Source organism: Nocardioides pollutisoli (assembly GCF_040045055.1).
GTDB classification, from domain to species: domain Bacteria; phylum Actinomycetota; class Actinomycetes; order Propionibacteriales; family Nocardioidaceae; genus Nocardioides; species Nocardioides tweenelious.
In genome coordinates, this window is sequence record NZ_JBDZDU010000001.1 from 1,123,686 (window position 1) to 1,147,823 (window position 24,138).

Sequence of the window (24,138 nt, forward strand, 5' to 3'; positions counted from 1 at the left end):
CCGCCCGCCCGAGAGCGCTCGGGAGAGGGTCCCTGGGTACTCTCGGGGCGTGACGAGCAGCGTGACCCCGGACGAACCCGCGTCGGCGACCCTCGGCGCCCTCGTCGTCCGCACCGTCCGGCTCGACCTCGACGCCGCGACCGCACTCCTCGACCTGCTGCCCGCTGACCGGCCGGTCACCTGGCTCCGCCGCGGCGACGGCCTGGTCGGCTGGGGCGTGGCCGCCGAGGTGCGGACGAACGGCGCCACCCGCTTCTCCGACGCCGGCAAGTGGTGGAGCGAGGTGACCGCACGGGCGATCGTCCGCGACGAGGTCAACGAGCCCGGCACCGGCCTGGTGTCCTTCGGCTCCTTCGCGTTCGCCGACCGGCCCGGTGACTCCGTCCTCGTCGTGCCCGAGATCGTCGTCGGCCGTCGCGGCGACACCGCGTGGCTCACCACGGTCGGCGCCGGCGCCATCGCGATCGCTCCCGAGCTCCGCCCGACCGACGAGCCTGCGGCCCCGGCCGGCGTCAGCTTCGCCGACGGCGGCCTCAACGGCGACGAGTGGATGTCGGTCGTCGCCGACGCGGTCGCCCGGATCAGCCGCGGCGACCTGGAGAAGGTCGTCCTCGCGCGCGACCTGCTCGCCACCTCGGACGAGCCGATCGACGTCCGCTGGCCGTTGCGACGGCTCACCGAGACCTACCCGATGTGCTGGACCTTCCACGTCGACGGGATGTTCGGCGCGACCCCCGAGATGCTCGTGCGCCGCGACCACGGCCTGGTCACCTCCCGCGTGCTCGCCGGCACGATCCGGCGTACCGGCGACGACGAGCGCGACATCGCCCTCGCCGCCACGCTGGCCCGCTCGTCGAAGGACCTCGAGGAGCACGAGTACGCCGTGCGCTCGGTCGCCGACGCGCTCGAGCCGCACTGCTCGTCGATGAACGTGCCCGAGGCGCCGTTCGTCCTGCACCTGCCCAACGTCATGCACCTCGCGACCGACGTCGCCGGGGTCGTGCACGACGCGGCCACGGTCTCGTCGCTCCAGCTCGCCGAGGCGCTGCACCCGTCGGCCGCGGTCGGCGGCACGCCCACCACGGTGGCCGTCGACCTGATCGCCGAGATCGAGGGCATGGACCGCGGCCGCTACGCCGGTCCGGTCGGCTGGATGGACGCCAGCGGCGACGGCGAGTGGGGCATCGCCCTGCGCTCCGCACACATCGAGGGCAGCAGCGTGCGGCTCTACGCCGGCTGCGGCATCGTCGCCGACTCCGACCCGGAGGCCGAGCTGGCCGAGGCGCAGGCGAAGTTCGTGCCGGTGCGGGACGCGCTCACCACGGACTGAGCCGTGTGGGAATCCCCGGTGAACCGGGGATTCATGCGCTTGTCGGCCTTTGCAACAGCCGAGAAGCGCATGAAGTCCCCTACAAGTCCTGACCGTCGGCGCGGCGGATGTACTCCTGGCCGGCGTCGGGCAGGAAGAGGTTCATCTGCATCTCGAGGAAGCCGTGGCCGGCGTCGCTGTAGATGCGGTCGTGGATCGCGAGGTTGCGCGGCGCCTTGACGGCGCGGGCGAAGTCGATCGCCTCGGACGCCTTCAGCCACGGTGCCGACGACGGCACCAGAAGTACGTCGACCTCCTCCTCGGGCTCGATCAGCGAGTCACCCGGGTGGTAGATCTTCGCGTCGCCGGCGGTCACGACGTACCCGCTGTTGAAGAGCCTCGGGAACTCGGGGTGGATGATCGCGTGCATCTCTCCGACCGCGCGGACGGGCAGACCGCCGACGTCGAAGGACTCCCCCGGCGCGACCACGGTGAGGCGCTCGGCCAAGCTGGGCGCGTCCTCGCGGATCTTCGCGGCGACCGCGTCGATCGTGAACACCGGCGCATCGGCGGCGAGCAGGTTGTCGGGCAGGTAGTGGTCGGCGTGCTCGTGGGTGATCAGCACGGCGTCGGCGCCGTCGACGGCCTCGGCATCGGTGAAGACACCGGGGTCGACGACGATCGTGGTTCCGTCGTGCTCGATCCGGACGCAGGCATGGCCGAACTTCGTAATCCGCATGCGTTCCAAGGTAGCCCGCTGCGAACATCGCCCCGTGCTCGAGGTGGTGCTGTCCGGTCTCGTCACCGGCTGGGCGATCGCGATCCCGATCGGCGCGGTCGGGGCGTTCCTCGTCACGGTCTCGTCGCGTACGTCGTTCCGGGTCGGCGCCGCCGGAGCCCTGGGGATCGCGACGGTCGACGGTGCCTACGCGATGCTCGCGGTCGTCGCCGGAGCAGCGATCGCCGCGGCCCTCGACCCCGTCGCGCACGCGCTCACGATCGCGTCGGGGATCGTGCTGCTGGTCATCGCGGTGCTGACCGCCGCCCACGCGATCGGCACCGCCGGCAAGGTCCGCGAGGTCCGTCCGATGCGCCCGGCCGCGGCGTACGCGCTCTTCGTGGGCATCACCGCCGTCAACCCGACCACGGTCGTCTACTTCGCCGCGGTGGTGCTCGGCAACCAGCACCTGGTCGACGGTGCGACCGAGGGGGTCGTCTTCGTGGCCGCGGCGTTCCTCGCGAGCGCGTCCTGGCAGCTGGTGCTGGCCGGCGGCGGGGCCGCCCTCGGGATGGTCGCGACCGGCCACCGGGCACACCTGGTCACCGGCCTGGTGTCGGCCGCCGTCATCGCAGCACTCGCCCTCCATACGATGCTCCGGTGACCGTCCTCCTCCGTCCGGCCGTCCCGGCCGACGCCGCCGCCTGCGCCGTGATGCACGCCGAGTGCTGGCGCGAGGCCTACGGGCCGTACGCCGTCCCCGCACTGCTCGCCGAGCGCCTCGCCGACACCGAGGGCTGGCTGGCGGCGTGGACCCGGCACCTGACCGAGGGCCCGCCGCGGGTGCTGGCCGAGGAGGACGGCGAGCTGGTCGGCTTCTCCGTCGTCGGTCCCAACCGCGACCCGGACGCCCCCTGCCCGACCGAGCTCTACGCGATCTACACCCGCGCGGCGTACTGGGGCACCGGTCTGGGCCAACAGCTGTGGGACGCGGTACGCCCAGATCTTCCGTGCTCGTTGTGGGTGCTCGAGGACAACGAGCGGGCGCTGGGGTTCTACCGCCGCAACGGGTTCGTCGCCGACGGCGCCCGCGAGCTCTACGACGGCCTCGGCACCTGGGAGATCAGGATGATCAGACCATGACCTACTTCGACCTGTCGGACCCGGCGTTCGACGTCACCTCGGCGCAGGTGCACGCAGCCCGCGACGAGAGCTGGTACGTCGAGACCAACTGGGGCTGGGCGGTGCTGCGGTATGCCGAGGTCAGCGCGCTGCTGCGCGACCGGCGCTTCCGGCAGGGCAACGCCCGGTGGCCGGCGCAGAACGGCATTCACTCCGGGCTCTTCTCCGACTGGTGGCAGGAGACGCTGCTCAGCCTGGAGGGCGACGACCACGCGCGGATCCGCCGACTGATGGTGCCGGCCTTCCGCAACAAGACCATCGCGGCGATGCGGCCACGCTTCCGGGCGCTGGCCAACGAGCTGATCGACGGCTTCGCCGACCGCGGGTCGGTCGAGTTCATCTCCGAGTTCGCCGAGCCGTACGCCGCCCGCATCATCTGCGTCCTGCTCGGGCTGCCCGAGGACAACTGGCTCCAAGTCGCCCACTGGGCCGACGACCTCGGCGCGTCGTTCTCGATCGACGTCGGCAACCAGGTGCCCCGGATCGAGGCAGCGCTGAACGGGCTCTACGGCTACGTCGACGAGATTGTCGCCGACCGGCAGGCCCACCCGCAGGACGACCTGGTGACGACCCTGGTGCAGGCCTCCGACGACGGCGACCGGCTGTCGCGGCACGAGCTCGGCGTGGCACTCGTGTTCCTGGCGTTCGCCGGCATGGAGACGACCCGCAACCAGCTCGGTCTCGCGCTCCAGACGATGCTCGCCCACCCCGACCAGTGGCGCCTCCTCGGTGAGCGGCCGGAGCTGGGCGAGCAGGCGGTCGAGGAGGTCATGCGGGTCAACCCGACCGTCACCTGGGTGACCCGGGAGGCGCTCGAGGACGTGGAGTTCCAGGGCCTCCACATCCCGCGGGGCGGCATCGTGCAGATGCTGTCGCACAGCGCCGGCACCGACCCGAGCGCGATGCCGGACCCGGCGTTCGACATCACCCAGCAACGGCCGCCGCACCACGGCTTCGGCGCCGGGGTGCACCACTGCCTCGGACACTTCGTCGCCCGCACCGACATGGCCGTGGCCCTGCCGCTGCTCGCCCGCAGGATGCCGGACGCCGTGCCGGACGGCCCGGGCGAGTGGCTACCGGTGTCGGGCAACACCGGAGCGCTGAGGTTCCCCATCACCTTCACGGCAGGAGTGCGCGCATGACCGTCGCTGTCACCGGATCCACCGGAGCCGTGGGCGGCCGGGTCGCCCGAGCACTCGCCGACCTGTCGCCCCGACTGGTCGTGCGCGACGCGTCCCGCGCACCCGCGGGCGACGTCCGGGTCTGCGAGTACGCCGACGAGGCGGCCGCCGTCGCGGCGCTCGAGGGGGTCGAGACGCTCTTCATGGTCTCGGCGGCCGAGGCCGTCGACCGGCGCGACCAGCACCGCACCTTCATCCGGGCCGCAGCGACGGCGGGGGTCGGCCACATCGTCTACACGTCCTTCGCCGGAGCGGCCCCGGACGCGACCTTCACGCTCGGCCGCGACCACTTCGATGCCGAGGCCGCGATCCGCGAGTCCGGCATGGCCTACACGCTCCTGCGCGACAACTTCTACAGCGACCTGCTGCCCTACTTCGCCGACGCGTCCGGTGTGATCCGCGGTCCGGCCGGTCACGGCCGGGTCGCGGCCGTCGCGCGCGCCGACGTCGCCGACGTGGCGGTCGCGGTGCTGCGCGACCCGGCCGGCCACGCGGGGGCGGCGTACACGCTGAGCGGACCGGAGGCCCTGACGATGGCCGAGATCGCGGCCCGTGCCGGTGCCGTCGTCGGACGCGAGCTGCGCTTCGAGGACGAGACGGTCGACGAGGCCTACGCGTCCCGGCGAGCGGCGTACGACGCCGAGCAGTGGCAGCTCGACGCCTGGGTCAGCACCTACACGGCGATCGCCGACGGCTCGGTCGGCACGGTCACCGACGACGTCGAGCGGGTCACCGGCCACCCGGCCCGGACGCTGGAGGAAGCGCTCACGCAGTGAGGTGGTGCACGTAGCACCAGCGCCAGTCCTCGCCCGCCTCGGCGGACTGCATGACCGGGTGCTGGGTCTCGTGGAAGTGCCGGGTCGCGTGCTGCTTCGGTGAGGAGTCGCAGCAGGCGACGTTGCCGCACTCGAGGCAGCGCCGCAGCGCCACCCACTGGGTGCCCTCGTCGAGACAGGCCTGGCAGTACGTCGCCGGCTCGTCGTCGACCTTGTCGTAGCGCCCGAGGTCGTCGCAGAGGTCGCCGGTCGTCCAGCGCCGGCTGGCGTAGGCGACGGTCTCGTCGCGCTCCTGCTCCGCACTGTCGAGCATCGACTCCTCGACGTCGAGCATGGCGAGCACGTCCGCGATCACCTCGGACGGGACCGTGCCGGACTTGCGGATGTCGAGGATCCGGCGCCGCTCGGCGTCGATCATCGCGGTCCGGACCCGGAAGTAGAGCGCGGCCGGCGACTCCTGGTCGGCCGTCGTGCTGAGCCGCTCCCAGGCCGCGAAGTTGCGCTGGTCGAGCCGCTGGCGCACCAGGTCGACGACACCGGCGTGGTCGTCGTACTCGAGCTCGTCGAGCTCGTCGAGCGCGGCCTTGGACGCCTGCTGGAGCAGCGTGGCGCGGGCGAGCGCGTCGTCGAGGGGGTCCGGAGCGGGGACGCGCAGGATCCGTGCGAACCACGGCAGCGTGAGGCCCTGGATCAGCAGGGTGCCGGCCACGACCGTGAACGCGATCATCAGGAGCACCTCGTGGTGCTCGGTCTTGGTCGGGATGATGAACGCAGCGGCCAGGGTGACCACGCCACGCATCCCGGCCCAGCCGACCAGGAAGGTCTGACTGAGCGGCGGCCGCTTGCCGGTGAGCGGGTCCGGACCGGGCCGGACCAGGATCCACCGCGACGCGAAGACGCAGACCAGCCGCAGCACGATGCAGGCGACCAGCGTGGCGGCGCAGACGGCGGCGATCCGGCCGCCGCTCATCGTGCTGTCGGCGAGGTCCTGGAAGAGCCACTGGGCCTGGAGCCCGATGAGCGCGAAGACGGCGTTCTCGAGGAGGAACGCGATCGTCTTCCAGTTGGTCCGCTCGGCGATCCGCGACTGTGCGGTCTGGAGGATCGGCGCCTTGTGCCCGAGCAGCAGACCCGCGACGACGACCGCGACCACGCCGGAGGAGTGCAGCTCCTCGGCGACCAGGAAGCACGCGAACGGGATCACGAACGAGAGCCCGACGTCGAGCACCGGGTCCTTGATGCGGCGGCGCATCCGGGCCACGATCAGGAAGGCCGCGATGCCGAGGAGCACGCCGCCGACCGAGGCCACCAGGAAGTCGACACCCACCCGCCACAGCGCAACGCCGCCGGCTGCCGCAGCGAGCGCCGTACGCAGCGTGACGAGCGCCGTGGCGTCGTTGAAGAGCGACTCGCCCTCGAGGATCGTGACGACCCGCCGCGGCAGGCCGATCGTGCGACCGATCGCGGTCGCGGCCACTGCATCGGGCGGCGCCACGACGGCACCGAGGGCGAAGGCGATGGCCCACGAGACACCCGGGACCATCATGTGCACGACCCAACCGACGCCCAGGGTGGTGACCAGCACCGCCCCCACCGACAGGGTCAGGATCACCCGCCGGTGGGCGTTGAAGTCCACCAGCGACGACGTGACGGCGGCCGAGTAGAGCAGCGGCGGCAGCAGGCCGAGCAGGACGACCTCGGGCTCGAGGTGCACCTGCGGCACGAACGGCAGGAACGACGCCGCGGCCCCGACCACCACGAGCAGCAGGGGGGCCGGGACACGGAGATAGGGCGCGACCACGACGCCGGCCAGGACGCCGACAGCGAGGGTGACCAGGAAAAGAGCGACGTCCACACACCCATCTTCCCGGATGGATGAGTCAGGCGGGTTGCGCGACCCAGCGCATGGGGTCGCCCCAGCCGAGCTCGTCGACGCCGTGGGCACCGAGCGCGAGCGCCACGAGGGTGCGCCGGTGAGCCGCGAAGGTCAGTACGTGGGCGATCATCCCGCCGTAGGTGAAGACCTCCGCGGGCTCGCAGAGCGCGTCCACGAAGGTGTCGTCGAGGCGGCCCTGGTCGACGACCTCGCGGACGTGGGAGAGGTACGTCGGGCCCTCGACGGCCAGCCGTCCGCGCAGCGAGGTGAGGGACTCGTGCTCCTCGACCGACCAGTCGTAGTCGCGGTGGGCGAGGGCGGCGTTCCACATGCCCATCTGCCCGACCAGCCGGGACAGCAGGGAGCGGATCGTCTGGCGGTCCTCGTCGACGTCGAGCTCGATCGGCTGGTCCAGCTGGTCGTCGCTGAGGGTGCCGGCGACCCGGACCATCTCACCGGTCAGCCAGACGTGGTGCTCGACCATCTTGGTCATCAGTTCCATAGCAGTCACCTTGTCTCGTGCGCGCAGCCGCAGGCTGCCTGGTGGGTGGAAGTGGACGCCGCTCGGTGCCTCGACCTGGAGGTGCCCGGGATTGCGGCGCCAGGCGGACGGCGCGACGCCGTACGCCCTGGTGAAGGCGCGCGTGAACGCCTCGTGGGACCCGTAGCCCGCGTCGGCGGCGATGTCGATCAGCGACGCGGAGGTCGTGATCATCCGGTAGGCCGCGCGCTCGAGCAGGAGGCGTCGGCGGAGGGCATCGGGCGGCTCTCCCGCGATCGACCGGATGACCCGGTCGAGGTGGTAGCGGGAGAAGTGCAGCCGCGCGGCCCGCGCGTCGGCGGTCAGCTCGTGGTCGTCGAGCGCCTCGGCGAGGTGGTCGACGAACCGGGCGAACAGGTCCGGGGCGGTGGTCATGTCCCGATCATGCGCGGTTCGTCACCGGCTCCGCTTGATCGTCCTTGCGTAGCCTGCGCGTGTGGTCGACCTGCTGCTCGTGCCGAGCCCGCTGCTCGGTCCTGCCGCGTGGGCACCGGTCGCCGAGCTGCTCGACGCCCGGGTGGCCACGGTCGACGAGGCGGCCGACGCCGCAGCCGGGCGGCCCGACGTCGTGCTCGTGCCGCACAGCAACGCCGGGCTCTACGCCCCCGACCTCGCCGAGCGGACGCGAGCGCGGGCGACCGTCTACGTCGACGCTGCGCTGGCGGGCGAGGGGCCGGACGCGGCGCTGGCGCCGCCACGCTTCCTCGACTTCCTCGCGGGGCTGGCCGACCAGGACGGCCTGCTGCCGCCGTGGACGCAGTGGTGGGGTGAGGAGGTCGACGACCTCTTCCCCGATGCCGCCGCACGGGCAGCCGTCGAGGCCGAGCAACCCCGGCTGCCGCTGTCCTACTTCACCTCGCGGGTCCCGGTGCCGCTCGGCTGGGCCGACCGGGCGTGCGCCTACCTCTCCTTCGGCGAGACGTACGCCGAGGAGGTGACGTTCGCCCGGGCGCACGACTGGCCCGTGACGACGCTGCCCGGCCGGCACCTGCACCAGCTCGTCGATCCGGCCGCGGTGGCCGCCGCCGTCACCGACCTCGTCGCTAGGGCGTGAGCGCGCGGATCCGCAGGTCGAGGTCGCGCCGGTTGTCGCGTCGTACGACGACCTCGACGACCTCGACGCCGCCGTTGGGCGAGGCGAGCGCCTGCTCGAGCTCGGGCAGGCTCGTGACCCGCAGGTGCGGGGTGCGCGTGGCGGCGCAGAGGCTGGCCAGGTCGACGTGGTGCGGGGTGCCGAAGAGCTTCTCGTAGCGGTCGGCGTACGCCGCGTCGCCCTGCTCGAGCATGGTGAAGATCGAGCCGCCGTCGTCGTTGACGACCACGATCGTCAGGTCGGGCACGGGCTCGCCGGGTCCGATGACGAGCCCGTTGGCGTCGTGGAGGAAGGTGACGTCGCCCATCAGCGCGATCGCACGGGTGCTGCCCGCCCGGGCGAGGGTGGCGCCGATCGCGGTGGAGACCGTGCCGTCGATGCCGGACAGACCGCGGTTGGCGATCACCTTGCGGCGCCCGCCGACGACGTAGCGCGGCACCATCAGGTCCAGGTCGCGGATCGGGCTCGACGCGCCGACCACCAGCAGGCCGCCCTCGGGCAGCGCGCGGGCGACGGCGCCGGCGACCTCGTGAGGAGTCAGGTCCGGCTCGGCCGCGAGCAGCGCGTCGAGCTGCCGGCCGACCGCCGCGTCGGCCGCCTTCCACTCGGCCAGCCAGGCCGGGTCGCCGGGCTCACCGGCGTGCGGGACCACGGGCAGGGCCTGGTCGACGGCGAACGGTCGCTCGGTCCACACGCCCCAGATGGGCGCGCTCACCACCTCGACGTCGTCACGGCCGAGCAGCCGGCTGACCGGCCGCGACAGGGTCGGACGTCCGCAGACGACGACCCGCTCGATCCGGTGGCCCAGCTCGCCGTCGAGCAGCAGCCGGTAGCAGCGCAGCGCGTTGTCGCCGGTGCGCGAACCGCTGCTGGGCTCGGCGAGCAGCGGCCAGTTCCCGCTCTCGGCCAGCTGACGTGCCTGAGGGCCGGCGTCGTCGCCGGCGACGACGACCGTGCGGGGGCCGGCGGGCAGGGTGACGTGGACCGCGGGCACCGCGCGCTGGACGGGCCGGCCCGGCGTCACGTCCGGGATCCAGGAGTCCTCGGGCAGGAGCGGCTCGTCGAGCGGGACGTTGAGGTGGATCGGCCCGACCTGCTGGAGGTCGACGGCCTCGCTGGCGTCCTGCGTCGGGACGAGCGGCCCGAAGATCCCGACCTGGTCGGTGGTCTGGTTGGCGGTGGTGCCGCGCAGCCGCGCCGGCCGGTCGGCGGTGACGACGACGAGGTCGATGCCGCTGTGGGCGGCCTCGAGGACCGCCGGGTGCAGGTTGGCGACGCCGGTGCCGGAGGTGCACATGACCGCGGCCCGGTTGCCGTTCTTGGTCAGCCCCAGCGCGAGGAACCCCGCACTGCGCTCGTCGATCCGGGTGTGCAGCCGCACCAGTCCGGCCGCGGCGGCGTCGTACGACGCGAAGGAGAGCGGCGCGTTGCGCGAGCCCGGCGCGACCACGATCTCGGTGACCCCGGCCTCGATCAGCGCGGTGACGACGGCGCGGGCGGTCTCGGTCGAGCTCACGGTCGTCGATCCTGCCGCACGGCCCGCACCTCGGCGAGCCGGGCCTCCCAGTGCGCCACCCGGTCGGGCTGGGCGTGCACCAGTGACTCGTCGACGGCGGGCACCCGCACCGGGAGTGCACCGTCGACCGGCAGCAGCGGCTCCGTGACGATGTCGCGCTCGAGCAGCTGGACCGTCGCGAGACCGCAGGCGTAGGGCAGCTCGGGCAGCGCCGCGGCGAGGGCCACCCCCGCGGCGATGCCGAGGCTGGTCTCCAGCGCGGAGGAGACGACGACCGGCAGCCCGATGTCCTCGGCGATCCGTAGGCAGGCCCGCACTCCCCCGAGCGGCTGCACCTTGAGCACCGCCACGTCGGCGGCCTCGAGGTCGCGGACCCGGTAGGGGTCGGCGGCTCGGCGGATCGACTCGTCGGCCGCGATCGGCACACCGACGGCGCGGCGTACGGCGGCCAGGTCCTCGACGCTCAGGCACGGCTGCTCGACGTACTCCAGCCCGCCGGCCGCCCGGTCGAGCACCGGGATCGACGCGACCGCGGTGTCGAGGTCCCACAGGCCGTTGACGTCGATCCGGACCCGGCCGTCGGGGCCGATCGCGTCGCGCACGGCCTCGAGCCGGGCCTGGTCGTCGGCGAGCGTCTGGCCGGGTTCGGCGACCTTGACCTTGGCGGTGCGGCACCCGCCGCGCAGCACGACGGCGTGAGCCTCCTCGGGACCGACCGCGGGCACCGTGACGTTGACGGGCACGCTCGACCGCAGTGGAGCCGGCCAGTCGCCGGCCGCGGCCTCCTCGGCACAGCGCAGCCACGGCTCGGCCACCTCGGCGTCGTACTCCAGGAAGGGGCTCCACTCGCCCCAGCCCGCCGCGCCGCGGATCAGCACGCCCTCGCGGACGTTGATGCCGCGGAACTTCGTCCGCATCGGCAGGCTGTAGACCCTCACGCCAGGCCTCGCAGGGTGAGCCGGTCGGGCTTGCCGTTGGGGAGCAGCGGGATCTCGTCGAGCACGACGACCTGGCGCGGCGCCCACGACCGCTGGTGCTTCTCGCCGACCCAGGCCCGGGCCTCGTCCAGCGAGATCGCCCCGACGACGAAGGCCACCACCCGGTTGCCCCACTCCTCGTCCGGTACGCCGAGCACCTCGACGGCCGCGACGTCCGGGTGCTCGCGAAGTCTCGCCGCGACCGCCGGGGCCGGGATGTTGACGCCCCCACTGACGACCACGTCGTCGACCCGGCCGAGCACGTGCAGCCGACCGTCCTCGTCGAGGCGGCCGGCGTCCGAGGTCAGGAACCAGCCGTCGACCAGCACCTCGGCGGTCCGCTCGGGCTCCCCGTCGTACCTCTCGAAGAGGGTCGGTCCGCCGATCCGGATCCGTCCGTCGCGGTCGAGCGCGACCGCGACACCGTCGAGCGCGTAGCCGTCGTAGACGCAGCCGCCGGCGGTCTCCGCCGAGCCGTACGTCGCGACCACGCGGACCCCCTCCGCCTCGGCGCGGGCGCGCAGCGCAGGATCGATCGGTCCGCCGCCGAGCAGCACGGTGCGGAAGCCCCGCAGGGCGTCCGCGTCGGTGTCGAGCAGCCGGTGCAGCTGGGTCGGGACGAGCGAGACGTAGTCCGCGTCCCGGGCCGCCTCGGCGAACGACGCGTGGTCCTCGAGCACGACCGGCTCGTGGCCCGCGACCAGCGACCGGCAGATCACCTGCACGCCGGCGACGTATGACGCGGGCAGCGCGAGCAGCCACCTGCCGGAGCCGCCCAGCCGACGTGCGGAGGCGTCCACGGACGCGAGCACGGCCGCCCGCGGGAGCACCACCCGCTTGGGAGCGCCGGTCGACCCGGAGGTCTCCACGACCCACGGCATGGGGTCGTCGGCGGCCAGCCAGGCGTCGAGCTCGCGGACCGCGGAAATCACGTGACCGACCCTAGCCGTGGGTGATGGGATGCCTCGGTGCCCTCCCGTCTCGACCGCTTCCTGCCGCCGACGCCGCTGGCACGCCGGCTCTCGATGCAGTCGATCCTCTTCGCCTTCGGCGAGGGGGCGTTCCTCACCGGCAGCGCGGTCTTCTTCACCCAGGTGGTCGGCCTCAGCGCCGCGCAGGTGGGCCTCGGCCTGACGGCGTCCGGCGTCGCGTCGTTCACGCTCGCCGTCCCGCTCGGCAAGCTGACCGACCGGATCGGTCCGCGGCAGATGTGGGCGCTCGCCGCCGGCTGCGAGGCCGCCCTCTACGCCGTCTGGCCCTTCATCGGTGGCTTCGCCACCTTCGTCGCGATGATGGTGCTGCTCGGGTTGGTGGACACGGGCGGTCGGTCCGGCCGGGGCGCCTACACGATCGACGTGTTCCCTCGCGAGGAGCGGGTCCAGTCCCTCGCGTTCATGCGCGCGGCGCTCAACATCGGGTTCACCTTCGGCGCGCTCCTCGGTGGCCTCGCGCTCGCCTTCGACAGCGACACCGTCATCCGCGCCGTCCCGTGGCTCACCGCCGCGATCCTGGCGTGCAACGCCGTGCTGATCTGGCGGCTGCCGAGCGTCGGGCACGCGAAGGTCGACGAGAGCGCCGCCGAGAAGGCGCTCAGCCCCGCCGCCCTGCGCAACAAGGGCTTCCTCGCCCTGATGACCTTCAACGGCGTCCTCGGCACCAACCAGGTGCTGCTCAACGTCGTCATCCCGCTCTGGCTGGTCCAGGAGACCGACGCACCCCGGGTGCTGCTGGCCTGGCTGTTCGGCACCAACACCGTGATGGCCGTGCTGCTCCAGGTGCCGGCGGCGCGTGGCGTGAACTCGGTGCCGACGTCGCTGCGCGCGGCCCGCATCAGTGCCGCCTTCTTCACCCTCTCCTGCGTGATCGTGCTGGCGACCCACGACACCCTCGGCTGGGCCACGATCCTCCTGGTCTGGCTGGGTCACGTGACCGTCACGGGCGCCGAGCTCTTCCAGTCCGCCGCGCAGTGGGGCTTCCTCTCGGAGCTGTCCGACCCGGAGCGCCGCGGCGAGTACCAGGGCGCCGCGCAGCTCGGCGGCACCCTCGGCGGGGTCTGGGCGCCGGCGGCGTTCACGTTCCTCGCGATCCACTGGGGTACGCCGGGCTGGTTGCTGATCGCCACGGTCATCGTGGTCGCCGTGCTCGGCATGGGACCGGCGTCGAGGGCCGCCGAGCGCTACCTGGCGCGCGCCGAGCAGCCGACGGCTGCTTGAATCCTCCGTTGTGGCAACTCCCGCTGACTGGCTCGCCGGTGCGCGACCCCGCACCCTGCCCGCCGCTGTCTCCCCCGTCGTCGCCGGCACCGGCGTCGCGGCGTACGTCGACGGCTCCGTGTGGTGGAAGGCCCTGCTCGCCCTCGTGGTGAGCCTCGCCCTCCAGGTCGCGGTCAACTACGCCAACGACTACTCCGACGGCGTGCGCGGGACCGACGCCGACCGGGTCGGCCCGATGCGGCTCGTCGGCTCCGGCACCGCCTCGCCGAGCGCCGTGAAGCGGGCGGCCTTCCTCGCCTTCGGCGTCGCCGGCGTCGCCGGGCTGGTGCTCGCTGCGACGACCGCGTGGTGGCTGGTGGCCGTGGGCGTCGTCTGCGTGCTGGCCGCGTGGTTCTACACGGGCGGCTCGAAGCCCTACGGCTACCTCGGCCTCGGCGAGGTCATGGTGTTCGTCTTCTTCGGGCTGGTCGCCGTCATCGGGACGACGTACGTCCAGACCGAGACCTGGGAGTGGGCCGCGCTCTACGCCGCCGTCGGCGTGGGCGCGCTCGCCTGCGCGATCCTGGTCGCCAACAACCTGCGCGACATCCCGACCGACACGATCGCCGGCAAGCGCACCCTCGCGGTGGTGCTCGGCGACCGGCGCACGCGTCTCCTGTACGCCGCCCTCGTGGTGCTCGCGGCCGCCGCGGTCGGCGCTCTCGCGGTCGTCACGTCCTGGTGGGTGCTGGTCGGACTCGGGTTCCTGGTGCTGGGGGTCCCCGCCATGCGCACGGTCCTCGGTGGAGCCACCGGGCCGGGGCTGATCCCCGTGCTCCAGCGGACCGGCCTCGCCGAGCTGCTCTGGGCGGTGCTGGTCGCCGCCGCGCTCGTCGCGTGTGGCTGAGGCCCCGACAGGGCAGGCTCCACCCATGAGCAAAGACTTCGCCGGGTGGGCCACGGTCACCGGCCTCCTGATCAGCCTGCTGCTGCTCGGCGTCGGATTCGGGATGTGGCACGACGCCCCCACCCCCGCCGACTCCGCGGTCGGCAAGGCCCTGCTGACCTTCGGCGCGTGCGCCGCGATCATCACCGTGGTGCTGCTGGCCATCGCGGTCAGCACCGCACCCAAGTCCGTCAGCGCGGCGAACCCGGGTCGCAGCGACCGGGAGTGAGCCTCGCGGCGTACGCTCGCAGCATGCTGTGGTTCATCCTGCTGGTCGTGGTCCTGGGCGTGCTGGCCTACCGGTTCCGGGTGCCGCTGCTCGCCAAGATCCTCGGCCAGGACCAGAGCCGGATCGAACGTCGGCTCAACAAGCCGAAGGACTGACCCGCACCGGCCAGCGGTGCCTCATCCACCTTCCAGGTCGGCCCATTCGGTGGAGGATCCACCGCCGACCCGACCCGCACCGGCTAGCGGTGCCTCATCCACCTTCAGGTCGGCTCGTTCGGTGGAGCACCCACCGCCGACCCGTGTCGCACCGGCCAGCGGTGCCTCATCCACCTTCCAGGTCGGCCCATTCGGTAGAGCACCCACCGCCGACCCGTGTCGCACCGGCCAGCGGTGCCTCATCCACCTTCCAGGTCGCCCCGTTCGGTGGAGCACCCACCGCCGACCCGTGTCGCACCGACGGCTCAGACGTCGTCGACGTCTTCCTTGGCGCGCATCTCCTCGACCTTGGCGGTCATCGCCTCGGCGCGGGTCTGCACCCGGCGGGCCAGCGCCTCGCGCTGCCGGTTGAGCAGGAAGTAGGAGCCCACCCCGCTCACGACGAACGCGATCACCACGGCCCAGAAGATCGGCGCCTGGCCGGTGATCGCGAACCACAGGCCCACCACGATCCCGAAGGATCCGAGGAAGAGCGCGATGCGCAGGCCGGTGTAGATGTAGAACTCCTTCACGGGTTCAGGGTAGGCCGTGACCAACAGGGTCCTACGCTGGAGGGGTGCTGAAGTTCCTCCTCGTGGTGATCCTGGTCGCGGTCGCGGTCTACCTGACCACCCGCGCGATCCAACGACGTGGCGTCGCGCCGGCACCGAAGCGGAAGCGGCCGGAGCCGCCCCGGTTCGTCGGACCCGACGACGACCCCGACTTCCTCCGCGATCTCGACCGCAAGCGCAAGCATCCGGAGGACCCGGACCTCTAGCTGTCCGCTAGGGCCGGTCGACCTGGATCACGCGCGCGCCGCCGGCGTACGAGTGCTGCGACGTGGTCGAGAAGTAGTTGATCCCGATGAAGTTGAACCACAGCGTGGCGACGCCGACCAGGGCGAGGATCGCGGCGTTGCGGCCCTTCCAGCCGGCCGTCGTCCGCGCGTGGAGGTAGGCCGCGTAGACCACCCAGGTGATGAACGCCCACACCTCCTTCGGGTCCCAGTTCCAGTACGACGACCAGGCCTGGTGCGCCCAGATCGGACCGGTGATGAGCACCGCGAAGGTCCACACGGGAAAGCCGAACGCGTGCATCCGGTAGGCGACCCGGTCGAGCACCTCGGGCTTCGGGAGCCGGGCGACGTAGCCCTTCTCGGTCGACCCGCCCTTGGCGATCGCGCGCGCCTTGACGAGGTAGAGCGCCGAGGTGATGCCGCCGAGGGTGAAGGCGCCGGTGGCGATGATCGCCGAGACGACGTGGATCACGAGCCAGTACGACGAGAGCGCCTCGGTCAGCGGCGCGACCGGGGCGTAGAGCCAGATCACCGCGACCATCAGGATCGTGAGCACGAAGGCCACCACGATCGGCGCCATCCAGGCGAGCCGGAACCTGCGGTAGAGCACGACGTAGAGGAACGCGACCACGAAGGTGCCGGTCAGCGTGAACTCGTACATGTTGCCCCACGGCACCCGGTTGGGGTCCGCGGCCATGCCGCGCGCGACGAGCCCCAGCCCGTGCACCGCGACGGCGAGGCAGGTCAGCAGGTAGCCGAGCCGGCCGAAGAGCGCCGTACGCCGGACACGCTCCTCGTTCTCGGCGTCCTCCGGCCCGGGGCCGGTGGTCACCGCGACGCCGCCCGGGATGTCGGCGGACAGCACGCTGTCGGCGGTCGCCGCGACCGGGACCTTGCGCAGCGCGGCCCACTCGACCAAGTGCGCGAGCAGGGCGAGGAAGTAGACCAGCCCGCAGACCGCCACGGCCTGGTTGCTGAGGCTCTCCCACTGCATGTCGGTCACGAGTCGTCCTTCCTCTTGCTCTTCCGGTCGGCGGTTGGTGCTCCGCCGAGGGCGCCGACCAGCTCGTCGACCAGGGCGGCCATGTCGCCGCCGCCGGAGCGGTCGAGGGCGGCCACCTCGACCAGTGTGCCGTCACCCTCGCGACGGGCGCGAACCCAGACCCGTCGCGGGCGGATGAAGAGCGACCCGAGCAGCCCGACCAGCGCCATCACGACGCCCGTCAGGGCGATCCACTTGCCCGGGGTCTGGCTGATCTGGATCTTGTTCCACTGCGCGAGCCCGTCGAAGCTCACGGTGCCGATGCCGTTGGGCAGCTTGACGGTGTCGCCCGGGCGGAGGTCGATGCGGTACGGCGCGCCGTTCTTCTTCGTCAGCATGGTCGCGTCGGACTTGTCGAGGGCGTAGTAGGACTGCGGCGTGCCGTCGTCCATGTGGAGGTCGCCGGTGTAGACGAGCATCGACACCAGGGGGTCGACCGCCTGGCCGAACACCGAGCTGTAGCTGCCGGTGTGCTTGTCGAACGCGACCGTCGGGTAGAACTCGCCCTCGAGGCCGATCTGCGTGGGATCGGCGTCCGGGGCCTTCACGACCCCGATGGACTGGAAGGTCTGGCTGGTCGGGAGGAAGATCGTCGGCCCGCTGGTGACCTTGTCGCCGTCGGCGTCGCGGATCGTGATGATCGGCGCGTAGCCGTGACCGATCAGGAAGAGCTCGGTGCTGCCGATGCTGAGCGGGTGGTTGACCCGCAGGTCGTAGGTCTTCTCCGGGCTGTCGAGCGACTCCCGGTAGGTCAGCTCGGACTCGAAGCCGCGGGCCATCCCGGCGCGCGGGCCCTTCGTCAGCCAGTCGACGTTGAACTTGTCGATCGAGAAGGAGAACGGCTCCATGCTGTCGGCGTCGAAGAGGCTGCCGGGCTTGAGCTCGTCGTACTGGTCGGGGGTGTTGGAGAAGCCGTACTGGTCGCCGACCAGCAGGATCACGCCGCCCTTGTAGCCGAACAGGCCGCCGAGGGCGAAGCCGACGAGGACCACCAGCACCGACAGGTGGAAGACCAGGTTGCCGACCTCGCGCAGGTAGCCGCGCTCGGCGGACACCGCGCCGTCGGCGACGACCAGCCGGTAGCGCCGCTTGCGCAGCAGCGCCCGGGCCTGCTCGAGGACGACCTCGGGCTCCTCGGCCACGTCGTACGACGCGTGGTCGGGCATCCGGGACAGGTTGCGCGGCGCGGTCGGCGGCTTGGCACGGATGCCGCGCGCGTAGTGGAACATCCGCGGCACGATGCAGCCGACCAGCGAGATCATCAACAGGATGTAGATCGCCGAGAACCACACCGAGTCGTAGACCGAGAAGAGCCCCATCCGGTCGTAGATCGGTGTCAGCGTGGGGTGGGCCGCCTGCCAGTTCGACGTCTTGAGGGAGTCGACGCCGGTCTGCGGGATGATCGAGCCGGGTACGGCGGCGAGCGCGAGCAGCAGGAGCAGGATCAGCGCGGTGCGCATCGAGGTGACCTGGCGCCACACCCAGCGCAGCAGCTCGCGGATCCCGAGCTCGCCCGGCCGCCGGTCGTCCTCGGGGGGCTTGGTGCTCAGGGACGTCTGGACGTTCGTCATACGGAGACCTCGCTGGAGTTCACGAGGTGGATCTGCAGCCAGGTGACGGCCTGGTCCCACCAGCCGGTGAGCAGCAGGACGCCGACGGCGACGAGCATCAGGCCGCCCGCGCGCATCACCCACACCTGGTGGCGGCGGACCCAGCCCACCGTGACGAGCGCCTTCTCGTAGGCGAGCCCGGCTGCGATGAAGGGCAGTCCCAGACCGATCGCGTAGACCGCCGACAGGACCGCACCGCGCGCGGCGGTGGACTCGTTGAAGGACAGGGTCGTGATGGCCGCGAGGGTCGGCCCGATGCAGGGCGTCCAGCCCAGCCCGAACAGGAAGCCGAGCAGCGGCGCGGCCGCCAGACCGACCGCGGGCACCGCGTGCACGCGCAGGTCGCGCTGGAACCACGGCAGCCAGCCGGCGAAGGCCAGGCCGAGCAGGATCGTGAGGATGCCGAGGACGACGGTCAGCTGGTCCTTCCAGGTGACCAGCCACTCGCCGGCCGCACCGGACAGGGTCCCGAGGATGACGAAGACGGTCGCGAACCCCGCGACGAAGAGCAGCGAGCCGGCGAACATCCGGCCGCGCCGGGTGCCGGCGACGCCGTTCGCCAGGTCAGCGCCGGAGAGCCCGGTGGCGTAGGACAGGTAGCCGGGCAGCAGCGGGATCACGCACGGCGAGAAGAACGAGACCAGGCCGGCGACCAGCGCCACCGGCAGGGCCAGGAGGAGGGATCCGGAGAGCGCCTGCTCCTGGAACCAGTCACCCATCCGCGGTCCCGTTGGTGGTCCCGCTCGCGACGTCGTCGACCACGTCGAGCAGGGTCTGCTTGCTCGGGATCGGTCCGGCGATCGTCGCCGCGACCCGCCCGTCCTCGTCGAGCACGATCGTGTTCGGGGTGGAGGCCAGCGGCGCCTTGCCGGCGAAGGCCAGGCCGACCTGGCCCTTTGGGTCGTAGATCGACGGGTAGTCGGCGCCGACGTTCTTCACGAACGACAGGCCGTTGTCCGGGCTCGAGTCGCGGACGTTGACGCCGAGCACGGCTGCGTCGGGCCCGAGCGCCTTGTCGGCCTCGGCGAGCATCGGCATCTCGGTGCGGCACGGACCGCAGCCCGACCACCAGAGGTTCACGACCAGCACCTTGCCGAGGTAGTCCTTCGACGAGATCGCCGTCCCCGTCAGCGACTGACCGTCGAACGAGACCGGATCCTGGCGGTCGGCGACGTCGATGACCTGCACGGTGCCGTCACCGCTGATGTAGCCCTTGCTGCCGGTGCTGCCGAGGGAGGTGCAGCCGGTCAGGAGCAGCACGCAGCCGAGGACCGCACCCAGGAGCTTCGTCACGTCAGGGCCTGCTGCTCTCGGGGGCGCCACCGGCCGAGAACGGCGCCTTCTTGTCCTTGACCGGGATCAGGTCGCCGGCCGGCTCGGAGTAGCTGACCTGGGTGATCCGGTCACCGACGAAGTGCAGCGACGTCAGCGAGCAGAGCGTGCACTCGCGGCGACGCGGGTCGTGCAGCTGGCGACGACCCTCGACGTGCAGGCGCGTCGTCCAGATCGGCAGCTGGTGGGAGACGATCACGGCCTCGTGGCCGGCGGCCGCGACCCGGGCGTCCTCGATGGCCGCCATCATCCGGGCGATGATCACCTTGTGCGGCTCGCCCCAGGACGGCCGTGCCGGGTTGTAGAAGTGGCGCCAGATCCGCGGCCGCTTGATGATCGACCAGGCACCCTGGCCGAAGTCCAGCCCCTCGAGCTTGTTGGCCGACTCGATGACCCGCTCGTCGGTGACGATCTCGAGACCCCGCGCCTCCGCGAGCGGCCGTGCGGTCTCCTGCGCGCGCTCCAGGGGCGACACCCGCAGGTGGACGATGTCGCGGTCGCCGATGGACTCCGCGATCCGCTGCGCCATCTTGGTGCCGAGGTCGGAGAGGTGGAAGCCGTCACGGCGGCCGTAGAGGATGCCCTCGGGGTTGTAGACCTCGCCGTGGCGCAGCAGGTGGACGATCGTGTCGGGGGTCTGACTCACGTATCTCTCCTACGCCTGCGCTGCGGCGGCAGCACGGGCGGCGTCGGGCAGGGCGTCGAGCACGGTCTGGACGGCACGGTCGTCGTGGGCCGAGGACAGGAACCACGCTTCGTACGCCGATGGCGGCAGGTAGACCTGCCGGTCCAGCATCGCGTGGAAGAACGCGGCGTACGCCGCCGAGTCGGTGGTCGACGCGTCCTCGAAGTCGCGGATCCGCCCGGTGTCGGTGAAGAAGATCGAGAACATCGTCCCGGTCGACTGCACGAGGTGGGCGACGCCGGCCTTGCTCAGGGCGTCGGAGGCCGCGGTCTTGATGGTGTCCGCGGCGGCGCCGATGTGGGCGTAGACCTCGTCGGTGGCCAGGCGCAGGGTCGTGAGACCGGCGGTGGTCGCGATCGGGTTCCCGGACAGGGTGCCGGCCTGGTAGACGGGGCCCTCGGGCGAGAGCCGCGACATCACGTCGGCCCGGCCGCCGAAGGCCGCAGCGGGGAAGCCACCGCCCATCACCTTGCCGAAGGTCATCAGGTCGGGCGCCCAGCCCTCGCCCGCGCCGTCCAGGCCCCACTGGCCCTGCTTGCTGGCACGGAAGCCGGTCATCACCTCGTCGCTGATGAAGAGCGCACCGTTGCGTCGGCAGGTCTCCGCGAGGAAGCCGTTGAACCCGGGCTCGGGCGGGACGACGCCCATGTTGCCGGGCGCGGCCTCGGTGATCAGGCAGGCGATCCGGTGGGGGTACTCCGCGAAGACCTTCTCGACGGCGGCCCGGTCGTTGTAGGGCAGCACCACGGTCAGCTCGGTGGAGGAGACCGGGACGCCGGGGGTGCCGGGCACGGCGAAGGTCGCGAGTCCCGACCCCGCGGAGGCCAGCAGCGAGTCGACGTGGCCGTGGTAGCAACCGGCGAACTTCACGATGACGTCGCGACCGGTGAAGCCGCGCGCGAGCCGGATGGCCGACATGGTGGCCTCGGTGCCGGAGGAGACGAAGCGGACCCGCTCGATCGGCGTACGCGCGACGATCTCCTCGGCGAGGTCGACCTCCGGCTCCGTCGGGGTGCCGTACGACGTCCCGCGCGCGACGGCCTCGGCGACCCGGGCCTGCACCTCGGGGTGGGCGTGGCCGAGCAGCATCGGGCCCCACGAGCAGATGAGGTCGACGTACTCGTTGCCGTCGACGTCGGTCAGCCAGGCGCCGGCCGCGGAGCGGATGAAGCGCGGCGTGCCGCCGACGGCGTTGAACGCACGGACCGGCGAGTTCACCCCGCCCGGCGTCACTGCGCGAGCGCGCTCGAAGAGGGCGTCGGAGGCAGGCGTTCCGGAGGTCACCGGCCCATTGTCCCCGAGCCTGCCAACCCGCCCCAGTCGGGGACGACCCACGCCTGCGCGAAGGTGGGCCAGACCACTTCGTGGGAGCCGGCGGCCGCGCACTGAATTCCGGGTTTCACCGTCATGACCTGCGGGAATGGTCGTCTCGATGATGGCGGGTCACCGCCGATCTGGGCCGGCGTACCGTAACTGGTGGTGGAGCTCGTCGTTACTACCGTCACACCGCCGTGCCGAGGGAGCACGTCGAGTTCCACGGGAGCAGGGGAGCATCACGATGTCCAGAAGTCGGTTCGGTCGCGGCCAGAAGGCCATGGCGCTGGTGCCGTTGGCAGTGCTGTCGGCAGCCTGGACGGCCAGCCTCGCCTCGACCGGCGCAGGCACGGCTCTCGCGGACGCATCGACGCAGAGCCCGCTCCCCGACGGCAGCACCGTCCCCACCCAGGCGATCGAGGCCCCGGCCAGCGTCTCCGACGCCGGCGGCACCGCCGGTGGCATCGCCCCCGGCATCGAGGGTGACACCGAGCAGGTCGTCGCCACCACGTCGACCTCCGGCATCCCCGCCGCGGCCCTCGCCGCCTACCAGCGCGCCGAGACCGTCATCAACGCGGCCGACAAGGGCTGCCACCTGTCGTGGCAGCTGGTCGCCGCCATCGGCCGGGTCGAGTCCGACCACGGCCGCACCAACGGCAACTCCCTCGACTCCGACGGCGTGGCCGAGCCGGGCATCTTCGGACTGGCCCTCGACGGCACCCACGGCACCTCGACGATCACCGACACCGACGCCGGCCAGTACGACGCCGACTCGAAGTACGACCGGGCCGTCGGCCCGATGCAGTTCATCCCGTCCACCTGGTCGGTGGTCGGCGTCGACGCCGACGGCGACGGCCAGCGCAACCCTCAGGACATCGACGACGCGGCGCTCGCGACCGCGGTCTACCTCTGCTCGGGTGACGACGACCTCTCCTCGACCGCGGGCCAGCGCTCGGCGGTCTTCCGCTACAACCACAGCGCGGCGTACGTCGACCTGGTGCTCTCGATCATGAACGCCTACCTCGACGGCGACTACACGTCGGTGCCCAACGGCACCACCTCCGCCGGCTACCTCGTCCCGCAGCCCGCCGGGTTCGGCGGCGGCCAGCCGGCCCACCACGGCCCGAAGCACCACCACCCGAGCCACCACCAGGACACCCCGTCCTCCGAGCCGACCACCGAGCCGACCACCGAGCCGAGCGACGAGCCGTCGAGCTCGCCGACGTCGCACCCCTCCCACACCGGTGGCCCGCTGCCCCACGTGCCGTCGGTCAGCGTCCCGCCGCTGCCGTCCACCTCGGTCAAGCCCGTCGACGAGCTGCTCACCAAGGTCCAGGCGATCGCCCAGTGCACGCTCGAGGGCTACGTCGACAACATCCTCAAGAGCGACGACGACTTCGACGTCTGCGTCTACGACTACACGCATCGGGACAAGAAGTAGGGCTGGTTCGTCGGTCGAGTAGCGAGCGCCAGCGAGCGTATCGAGACCACACCAGGCCGACTGTCGTCTGACCGTGATCTCGATACGCCGGTCGCGACCTCCTTCGTCGGTCGCGCGGCTACTCGATCCAGCGCGTGCTTCTCAGTCCTCGCGAGCTCGGACTGAGCGCCCTAGAGCAGGCGGGCGGCCTCGGCGGCCCAGTAGGTCAGCACGATGTCGGCGCCGGCGCGCCGGATCGAGGTGAGCGTCTCGAGGATCGCGGGCTCGCGGTCGATCCAGCCGTTGGCGGCCGCGGCCTCGAGCATGGCGTACTCCCCCGACACGTTGTACGCCGCGACCGGCACGTCGACCGCGTCACGCACGCGTCGTACGACGTCGAGGTAGGCGAGCGCCGGCTTGACCATCACGATGTCGGCACCCTGCTCGACGTCGAGCAGCGCCTCACGGACGCCCTCGACCGCGTTGGCGGAGTCCTGCTGGTAGGTGCGCCGATCGCCCTGGAGGGACGACCCGACGGCCTCGCGGAAGGGGCCGAAGTAGGCCGAGGCGTACTTCGCGGAGTAGGCCAGGATCGAGACGTCGGTGTGCTCGGCGGCATCCAGGGCAGCCCGGACCACCGCGACCTGGCCGTCCATCATCCCGCTCGGTCCGACCATGTCGACGCCGGCGTGGGCCTGGGCGAGCGCCATCTCGGCGTACGCCGCCAGGGTGCGGTCGTTGTCGACCTTGCCGTCGGGCGTGAGCACGCCGCAGTGGCCGTGGTCGGTGAACTCGTCGAGGCACAGGTCGCTCATCACGGTCAGCGCGTCGCCGACCTCGGCGACCACGTCGGTGATCGCGAGGTTGAGGATGCCGGCCGGGTCGAGGGCGCCCGAGCCGGTCGCGTCCTTGTGCTCCGGGATCCCGAAGAGCATGACGCCGCCGAGGCCCAGGTCGGCCGCCTCGGCGACCGCCTTGAGCAGCGTTCCGCGGGTGTGCTGGACGACGCCGGGCATCGAGCTGATCGGCTGCGGCTCGTCGATGCCCTCACGCACGAAGAGGGGTAGCACCAGCTGGCGCGGCTCGACCGAGGTCTCCGCGACCATCCGCCGCAGGGCGGGGGTGGTGCGCAGCCGGCGTGGCCGGACCGTCGGTCCGACCACCCCTGGAAGGTTGATGTCCACGTCGCTGTCCTCCACTTGCCGTTGC

At 72.0% G+C, this 24,138-nt stretch carries 26 protein-coding genes; 12 read left to right on the plus strand and 14 right to left on the minus strand.

Annotated elements, in window-relative coordinates; all coding sequences use genetic code 11:
- Nucleotides 1-49: 49 nt before the first annotated feature.
- On the plus strand, nucleotides 50-1,330 hold the full coding sequence (locus ABLE68_RS05450) for an isochorismate synthase (RefSeq protein ID WP_348870270.1): 1,281 nt from the start codon (nucleotides 50-52) through the stop codon (nucleotides 1,328-1,330).
- A gap of 79 nt (nucleotides 1,331-1,409) precedes the next feature.
- On the opposite strand, the gene ABLE68_RS05455 is transcribed toward ABLE68_RS05450, so the two are convergent.
- Nucleotides 1,410-2,048 carry an MBL fold metallo-hydrolase gene (locus tag ABLE68_RS05455; protein WP_348870272.1) on the minus strand — a complete coding sequence of 213 codons (639 nt, stop codon included), beginning with the start codon at nucleotides 2,046-2,048 and terminating at the stop codon, nucleotides 1,410-1,412.
- On the opposite strand from ABLE68_RS05455, the gene ABLE68_RS05460 reads away from it, so the two are divergent.
- The 4 genes from ABLE68_RS05460 to ABLE68_RS05475 are packed head-to-tail and all read left to right on the plus strand — an operon-like array spanning nucleotide 2,047 to nucleotide 5,166.
- Nucleotides 2,047-2,691 (plus strand): LysE family transporter, encoded by a 645-nt coding sequence (locus ABLE68_RS05460; RefSeq protein ID WP_348870273.1) that lies wholly within the window; start codon nucleotides 2,047-2,049, stop codon nucleotides 2,689-2,691. The genes ABLE68_RS05455 and ABLE68_RS05460 overlap by 2 nt on opposite strands.
- Entirely contained in the window at nucleotides 2,688-3,170 is a 483-nt protein-coding gene (locus tag ABLE68_RS05465) for a GNAT family N-acetyltransferase (protein ID WP_348870274.1), read from the plus strand. The genes ABLE68_RS05460 and ABLE68_RS05465 overlap by 4 nt, the downstream gene beginning before the upstream one ends.
- Nucleotides 3,167-4,351 carry a cytochrome P450 gene (locus ABLE68_RS05470; RefSeq protein WP_348870276.1) on the plus strand — a complete coding sequence of 395 codons (1,185 nt, stop codon included), beginning with the start codon at nucleotides 3,167-3,169 and terminating at the stop codon, nucleotides 4,349-4,351. The genes ABLE68_RS05465 and ABLE68_RS05470 overlap by 4 nt, the downstream gene beginning before the upstream one ends.
- Nucleotides 4,348-5,166 (plus strand): NAD(P)H-binding protein, encoded by an 819-nt coding sequence (locus ABLE68_RS05475; RefSeq protein WP_348870277.1) that lies wholly within the window; start codon nucleotides 4,348-4,350, stop codon nucleotides 5,164-5,166. The genes ABLE68_RS05470 and ABLE68_RS05475 overlap by 4 nt, the downstream gene beginning before the upstream one ends.
- On the opposite strand, the gene ABLE68_RS05480 is transcribed toward ABLE68_RS05475, so the two are convergent.
- Together ABLE68_RS05480 and ABLE68_RS05485 are read right to left on the minus strand one after the other, a co-directional pair.
- Nucleotides 5,156-7,021 carry a Na+/H+ antiporter gene (locus ABLE68_RS05480; protein ID WP_348870278.1) on the minus strand — a complete coding sequence of 622 codons (1,866 nt, stop codon included), beginning with the start codon at nucleotides 7,019-7,021 and terminating at the stop codon, nucleotides 5,156-5,158. The genes ABLE68_RS05475 and ABLE68_RS05480 overlap by 11 nt on opposite strands.
- Before the next feature lie 25 nt (nucleotides 7,022-7,046).
- On the minus strand, nucleotides 7,047-7,958 hold the full coding sequence (locus tag ABLE68_RS05485) for a helix-turn-helix domain-containing protein (RefSeq protein WP_348870279.1): 912 nt from the start codon (nucleotides 7,956-7,958) through the stop codon (nucleotides 7,047-7,049).
- 61 nt (nucleotides 7,959-8,019) lie between these two features.
- Between ABLE68_RS05485 and ABLE68_RS05490 the strand changes: the two genes are divergently transcribed.
- A complete protein-coding gene (locus ABLE68_RS05490; protein ID WP_348870280.1) occupies nucleotides 8,020-8,637 on the plus strand; it encodes a hypothetical protein in 618 nt (205 codons plus the stop codon).
- Here ABLE68_RS05490 and menD read toward each other — a convergent pair.
- The 3 genes from menD to ABLE68_RS05505 are packed head-to-tail and all read right to left on the minus strand — an operon-like array spanning nucleotide 8,627 to nucleotide 12,101.
- A complete protein-coding gene (menD, locus tag ABLE68_RS05495) occupies nucleotides 8,627-10,192 on the minus strand; it encodes a 2-succinyl-5-enolpyruvyl-6-hydroxy-3-cyclohexene-1-carboxylic-acid synthase (RefSeq protein ID WP_348870281.1) in 1,566 nt (521 codons plus the stop codon). The two genes, ABLE68_RS05490 and menD, sit on opposite strands and share 11 nt — an antisense overlap.
- Nucleotides 10,189-11,130 carry an o-succinylbenzoate synthase gene (locus ABLE68_RS05500; protein WP_348870282.1) on the minus strand — a complete coding sequence of 314 codons (942 nt, stop codon included), beginning with the start codon at nucleotides 11,128-11,130 and terminating at the stop codon, nucleotides 10,189-10,191. Before ABLE68_RS05500 ends, menD begins: the two co-directional genes overlap by 4 nt.
- A complete protein-coding gene (locus tag ABLE68_RS05505) occupies nucleotides 11,127-12,101 on the minus strand; it encodes an AMP-binding protein (protein WP_348870283.1) in 975 nt (324 codons plus the stop codon). The genes ABLE68_RS05500 and ABLE68_RS05505 overlap by 4 nt, the downstream gene beginning before the upstream one ends.
- A gap of 36 nt (nucleotides 12,102-12,137) precedes the next feature.
- Here ABLE68_RS05505 and ABLE68_RS05510 point away from each other — a divergent pair, with 36 nt between their 5' ends.
- The 4 genes from ABLE68_RS05510 to ABLE68_RS05525 are packed head-to-tail and all read left to right on the plus strand — an operon-like array spanning nucleotide 12,138 to nucleotide 14,691.
- Nucleotides 12,138-13,382 (plus strand): MFS transporter, encoded by a 1,245-nt coding sequence (locus ABLE68_RS05510; protein WP_348870284.1) that lies wholly within the window; start codon nucleotides 12,138-12,140, stop codon nucleotides 13,380-13,382.
- A 10-nt stretch (nucleotides 13,383-13,392) separates the two neighbouring features.
- Entirely contained in the window at nucleotides 13,393-14,268 is an 876-nt protein-coding gene (locus ABLE68_RS05515) for a 1,4-dihydroxy-2-naphthoate polyprenyltransferase (protein ID WP_348870285.1), read from the plus strand.
- A 25-nt stretch (nucleotides 14,269-14,293) separates the two neighbouring features.
- On the plus strand, nucleotides 14,294-14,536 hold the full coding sequence (locus ABLE68_RS05520; protein WP_348870286.1) for a hypothetical protein: 243 nt from the start codon (nucleotides 14,294-14,296) through the stop codon (nucleotides 14,534-14,536).
- A gap of 23 nt (nucleotides 14,537-14,559) precedes the next feature.
- Entirely contained in the window at nucleotides 14,560-14,691 is a 132-nt protein-coding gene (locus ABLE68_RS05525) for a hypothetical protein (RefSeq protein ID WP_348870287.1), read from the plus strand.
- Nucleotides 14,692-14,996: 305 nt separating this feature from the next.
- On the opposite strand, the gene ABLE68_RS05530 is transcribed toward ABLE68_RS05525, so the two are convergent.
- Nucleotides 14,997-15,263, minus strand: coding sequence for a DUF4229 domain-containing protein (locus tag ABLE68_RS05530; RefSeq protein ID WP_348870288.1), 267 nt, complete (start codon nucleotides 15,261-15,263; stop codon nucleotides 14,997-14,999).
- Nucleotides 15,264-15,307: 44 nt separating this feature from the next.
- Between ABLE68_RS05530 and ABLE68_RS05535 the strand changes: the two genes are divergently transcribed.
- Entirely contained in the window at nucleotides 15,308-15,508 is a 201-nt protein-coding gene (locus ABLE68_RS05535; protein WP_348870289.1) for a hypothetical protein, read from the plus strand.
- Between the two features lie 7 nt (nucleotides 15,509-15,515).
- Here the strand turns inward: ABLE68_RS05535 and ccsB are convergent, their stop codons facing one another.
- Genes ccsB through hemL form a run of 6 tightly spaced genes read right to left on the minus strand, consistent with a single transcriptional unit; the run spans nucleotide 15,516 to nucleotide 21,479 of the window.
- Nucleotides 15,516-16,520, minus strand: coding sequence for a c-type cytochrome biogenesis protein CcsB (gene ccsB, locus ABLE68_RS05540; RefSeq protein ID WP_348873233.1), 1,005 nt, complete (start codon nucleotides 16,518-16,520; stop codon nucleotides 15,516-15,518).
- 5 nt (nucleotides 16,521-16,525) lie between these two features.
- Entirely contained in the window at nucleotides 16,526-18,139 is a 1,614-nt protein-coding gene (gene resB / locus ABLE68_RS05545) for a cytochrome c biogenesis protein ResB (protein ID WP_348870290.1), read from the minus strand.
- Nucleotides 18,136-18,897, minus strand: a complete 762-nt coding sequence (locus ABLE68_RS05550; protein WP_348870291.1) for a cytochrome c biogenesis CcdA family protein — start codon at nucleotides 18,895-18,897, stop codon at nucleotides 18,136-18,138. The genes resB and ABLE68_RS05550 overlap by 4 nt, the downstream gene beginning before the upstream one ends.
- Nucleotides 18,890-19,471 (minus strand): TlpA family protein disulfide reductase, encoded by a 582-nt coding sequence (locus tag ABLE68_RS05555; RefSeq protein WP_348870292.1) that lies wholly within the window; start codon nucleotides 19,469-19,471, stop codon nucleotides 18,890-18,892. The genes ABLE68_RS05550 and ABLE68_RS05555 overlap by 8 nt, the downstream gene beginning before the upstream one ends.
- A 1-nt stretch (nucleotide 19,472) precedes the next feature.
- Entirely contained in the window at nucleotides 19,473-20,156 is a 684-nt protein-coding gene (locus ABLE68_RS05560; RefSeq protein WP_348870293.1) for a histidine phosphatase family protein, read from the minus strand.
- 9 nt (nucleotides 20,157-20,165) lie between these two features.
- On the minus strand, nucleotides 20,166-21,479 hold the full coding sequence (gene hemL / locus ABLE68_RS05565; RefSeq protein ID WP_348870294.1) for a glutamate-1-semialdehyde 2,1-aminomutase: 1,314 nt from the start codon (nucleotides 21,477-21,479) through the stop codon (nucleotides 20,166-20,168).
- A gap of 274 nt (nucleotides 21,480-21,753) precedes the next feature.
- Between hemL and ABLE68_RS05570 the strand changes: the two genes are divergently transcribed.
- Nucleotides 21,754-22,950 carry a lytic transglycosylase domain-containing protein gene (locus ABLE68_RS05570; RefSeq protein WP_348870295.1) on the plus strand — a complete coding sequence of 399 codons (1,197 nt, stop codon included), beginning with the start codon at nucleotides 21,754-21,756 and terminating at the stop codon, nucleotides 22,948-22,950.
- A 170-nt stretch (nucleotides 22,951-23,120) separates the two neighbouring features.
- Here the strand turns inward: ABLE68_RS05570 and hemB are convergent, their stop codons facing one another.
- A complete protein-coding gene (gene hemB, locus ABLE68_RS05575) occupies nucleotides 23,121-24,113 on the minus strand; it encodes a porphobilinogen synthase (protein WP_348870296.1) in 993 nt (330 codons plus the stop codon).
- Nucleotides 24,114-24,138 lie beyond the last annotated feature (25 nt).

Bases quoted from the DNA above. Each gene is read 5' to 3' on its own strand.
- ABLE68_RS05460 (WP_348870273.1), top strand. From the start codon at position 2,047: ATGCGTTCCAAGGTAGCCCGCTGCGAACATCGCCCCGTGCTCGAGGTG.
- ABLE68_RS05455 (WP_348870272.1), bottom strand. From the start codon at position 2,048: ATGCGGATTACGAAGTTCGGCCATGCCTGCGTCCGGATCGAGCACGAC.
- ABLE68_RS05470 (WP_348870276.1), top strand. From the start codon at position 3,167: ATGACCTACTTCGACCTGTCGGACCCGGCGTTCGACGTCACCTCGGCG.
- ABLE68_RS05475 (WP_348870277.1), top strand. From the start codon at position 4,348: ATGACCGTCGCTGTCACCGGATCCACCGGAGCCGTGGGCGGCCGGGTC.
- ABLE68_RS05485 (WP_348870279.1), bottom strand. From the start codon at position 7,958: ATGACCACCGCCCCGGACCTGTTCGCCCGGTTCGTCGACCACCTCGCC.
- ABLE68_RS05520 (WP_348870286.1), top strand. From the start codon at position 14,294: ATGAGCAAAGACTTCGCCGGGTGGGCCACGGTCACCGGCCTCCTGATC.
- ABLE68_RS05525 (WP_348870287.1), top strand. From the start codon at position 14,560: ATGCTGTGGTTCATCCTGCTGGTCGTGGTCCTGGGCGTGCTGGCCTAC.
- ccsB (WP_348873233.1), bottom strand. From the start codon at position 16,520: ATGCAGTGGGAGAGCCTCAGCAACCAGGCCGTGGCGGTCTGCGGGCTG.
- resB (WP_348870290.1), bottom strand. From the start codon at position 18,139: ATGACGAACGTCCAGACGTCCCTGAGCACCAAGCCCCCCGAGGACGAC.
- ABLE68_RS05550 (WP_348870291.1), bottom strand. From the start codon at position 18,897: ATGGGTGACTGGTTCCAGGAGCAGGCGCTCTCCGGATCCCTCCTCCTG.
- ABLE68_RS05570 (WP_348870295.1), top strand. From the start codon at position 21,754: ATGTCCAGAAGTCGGTTCGGTCGCGGCCAGAAGGCCATGGCGCTGGTG.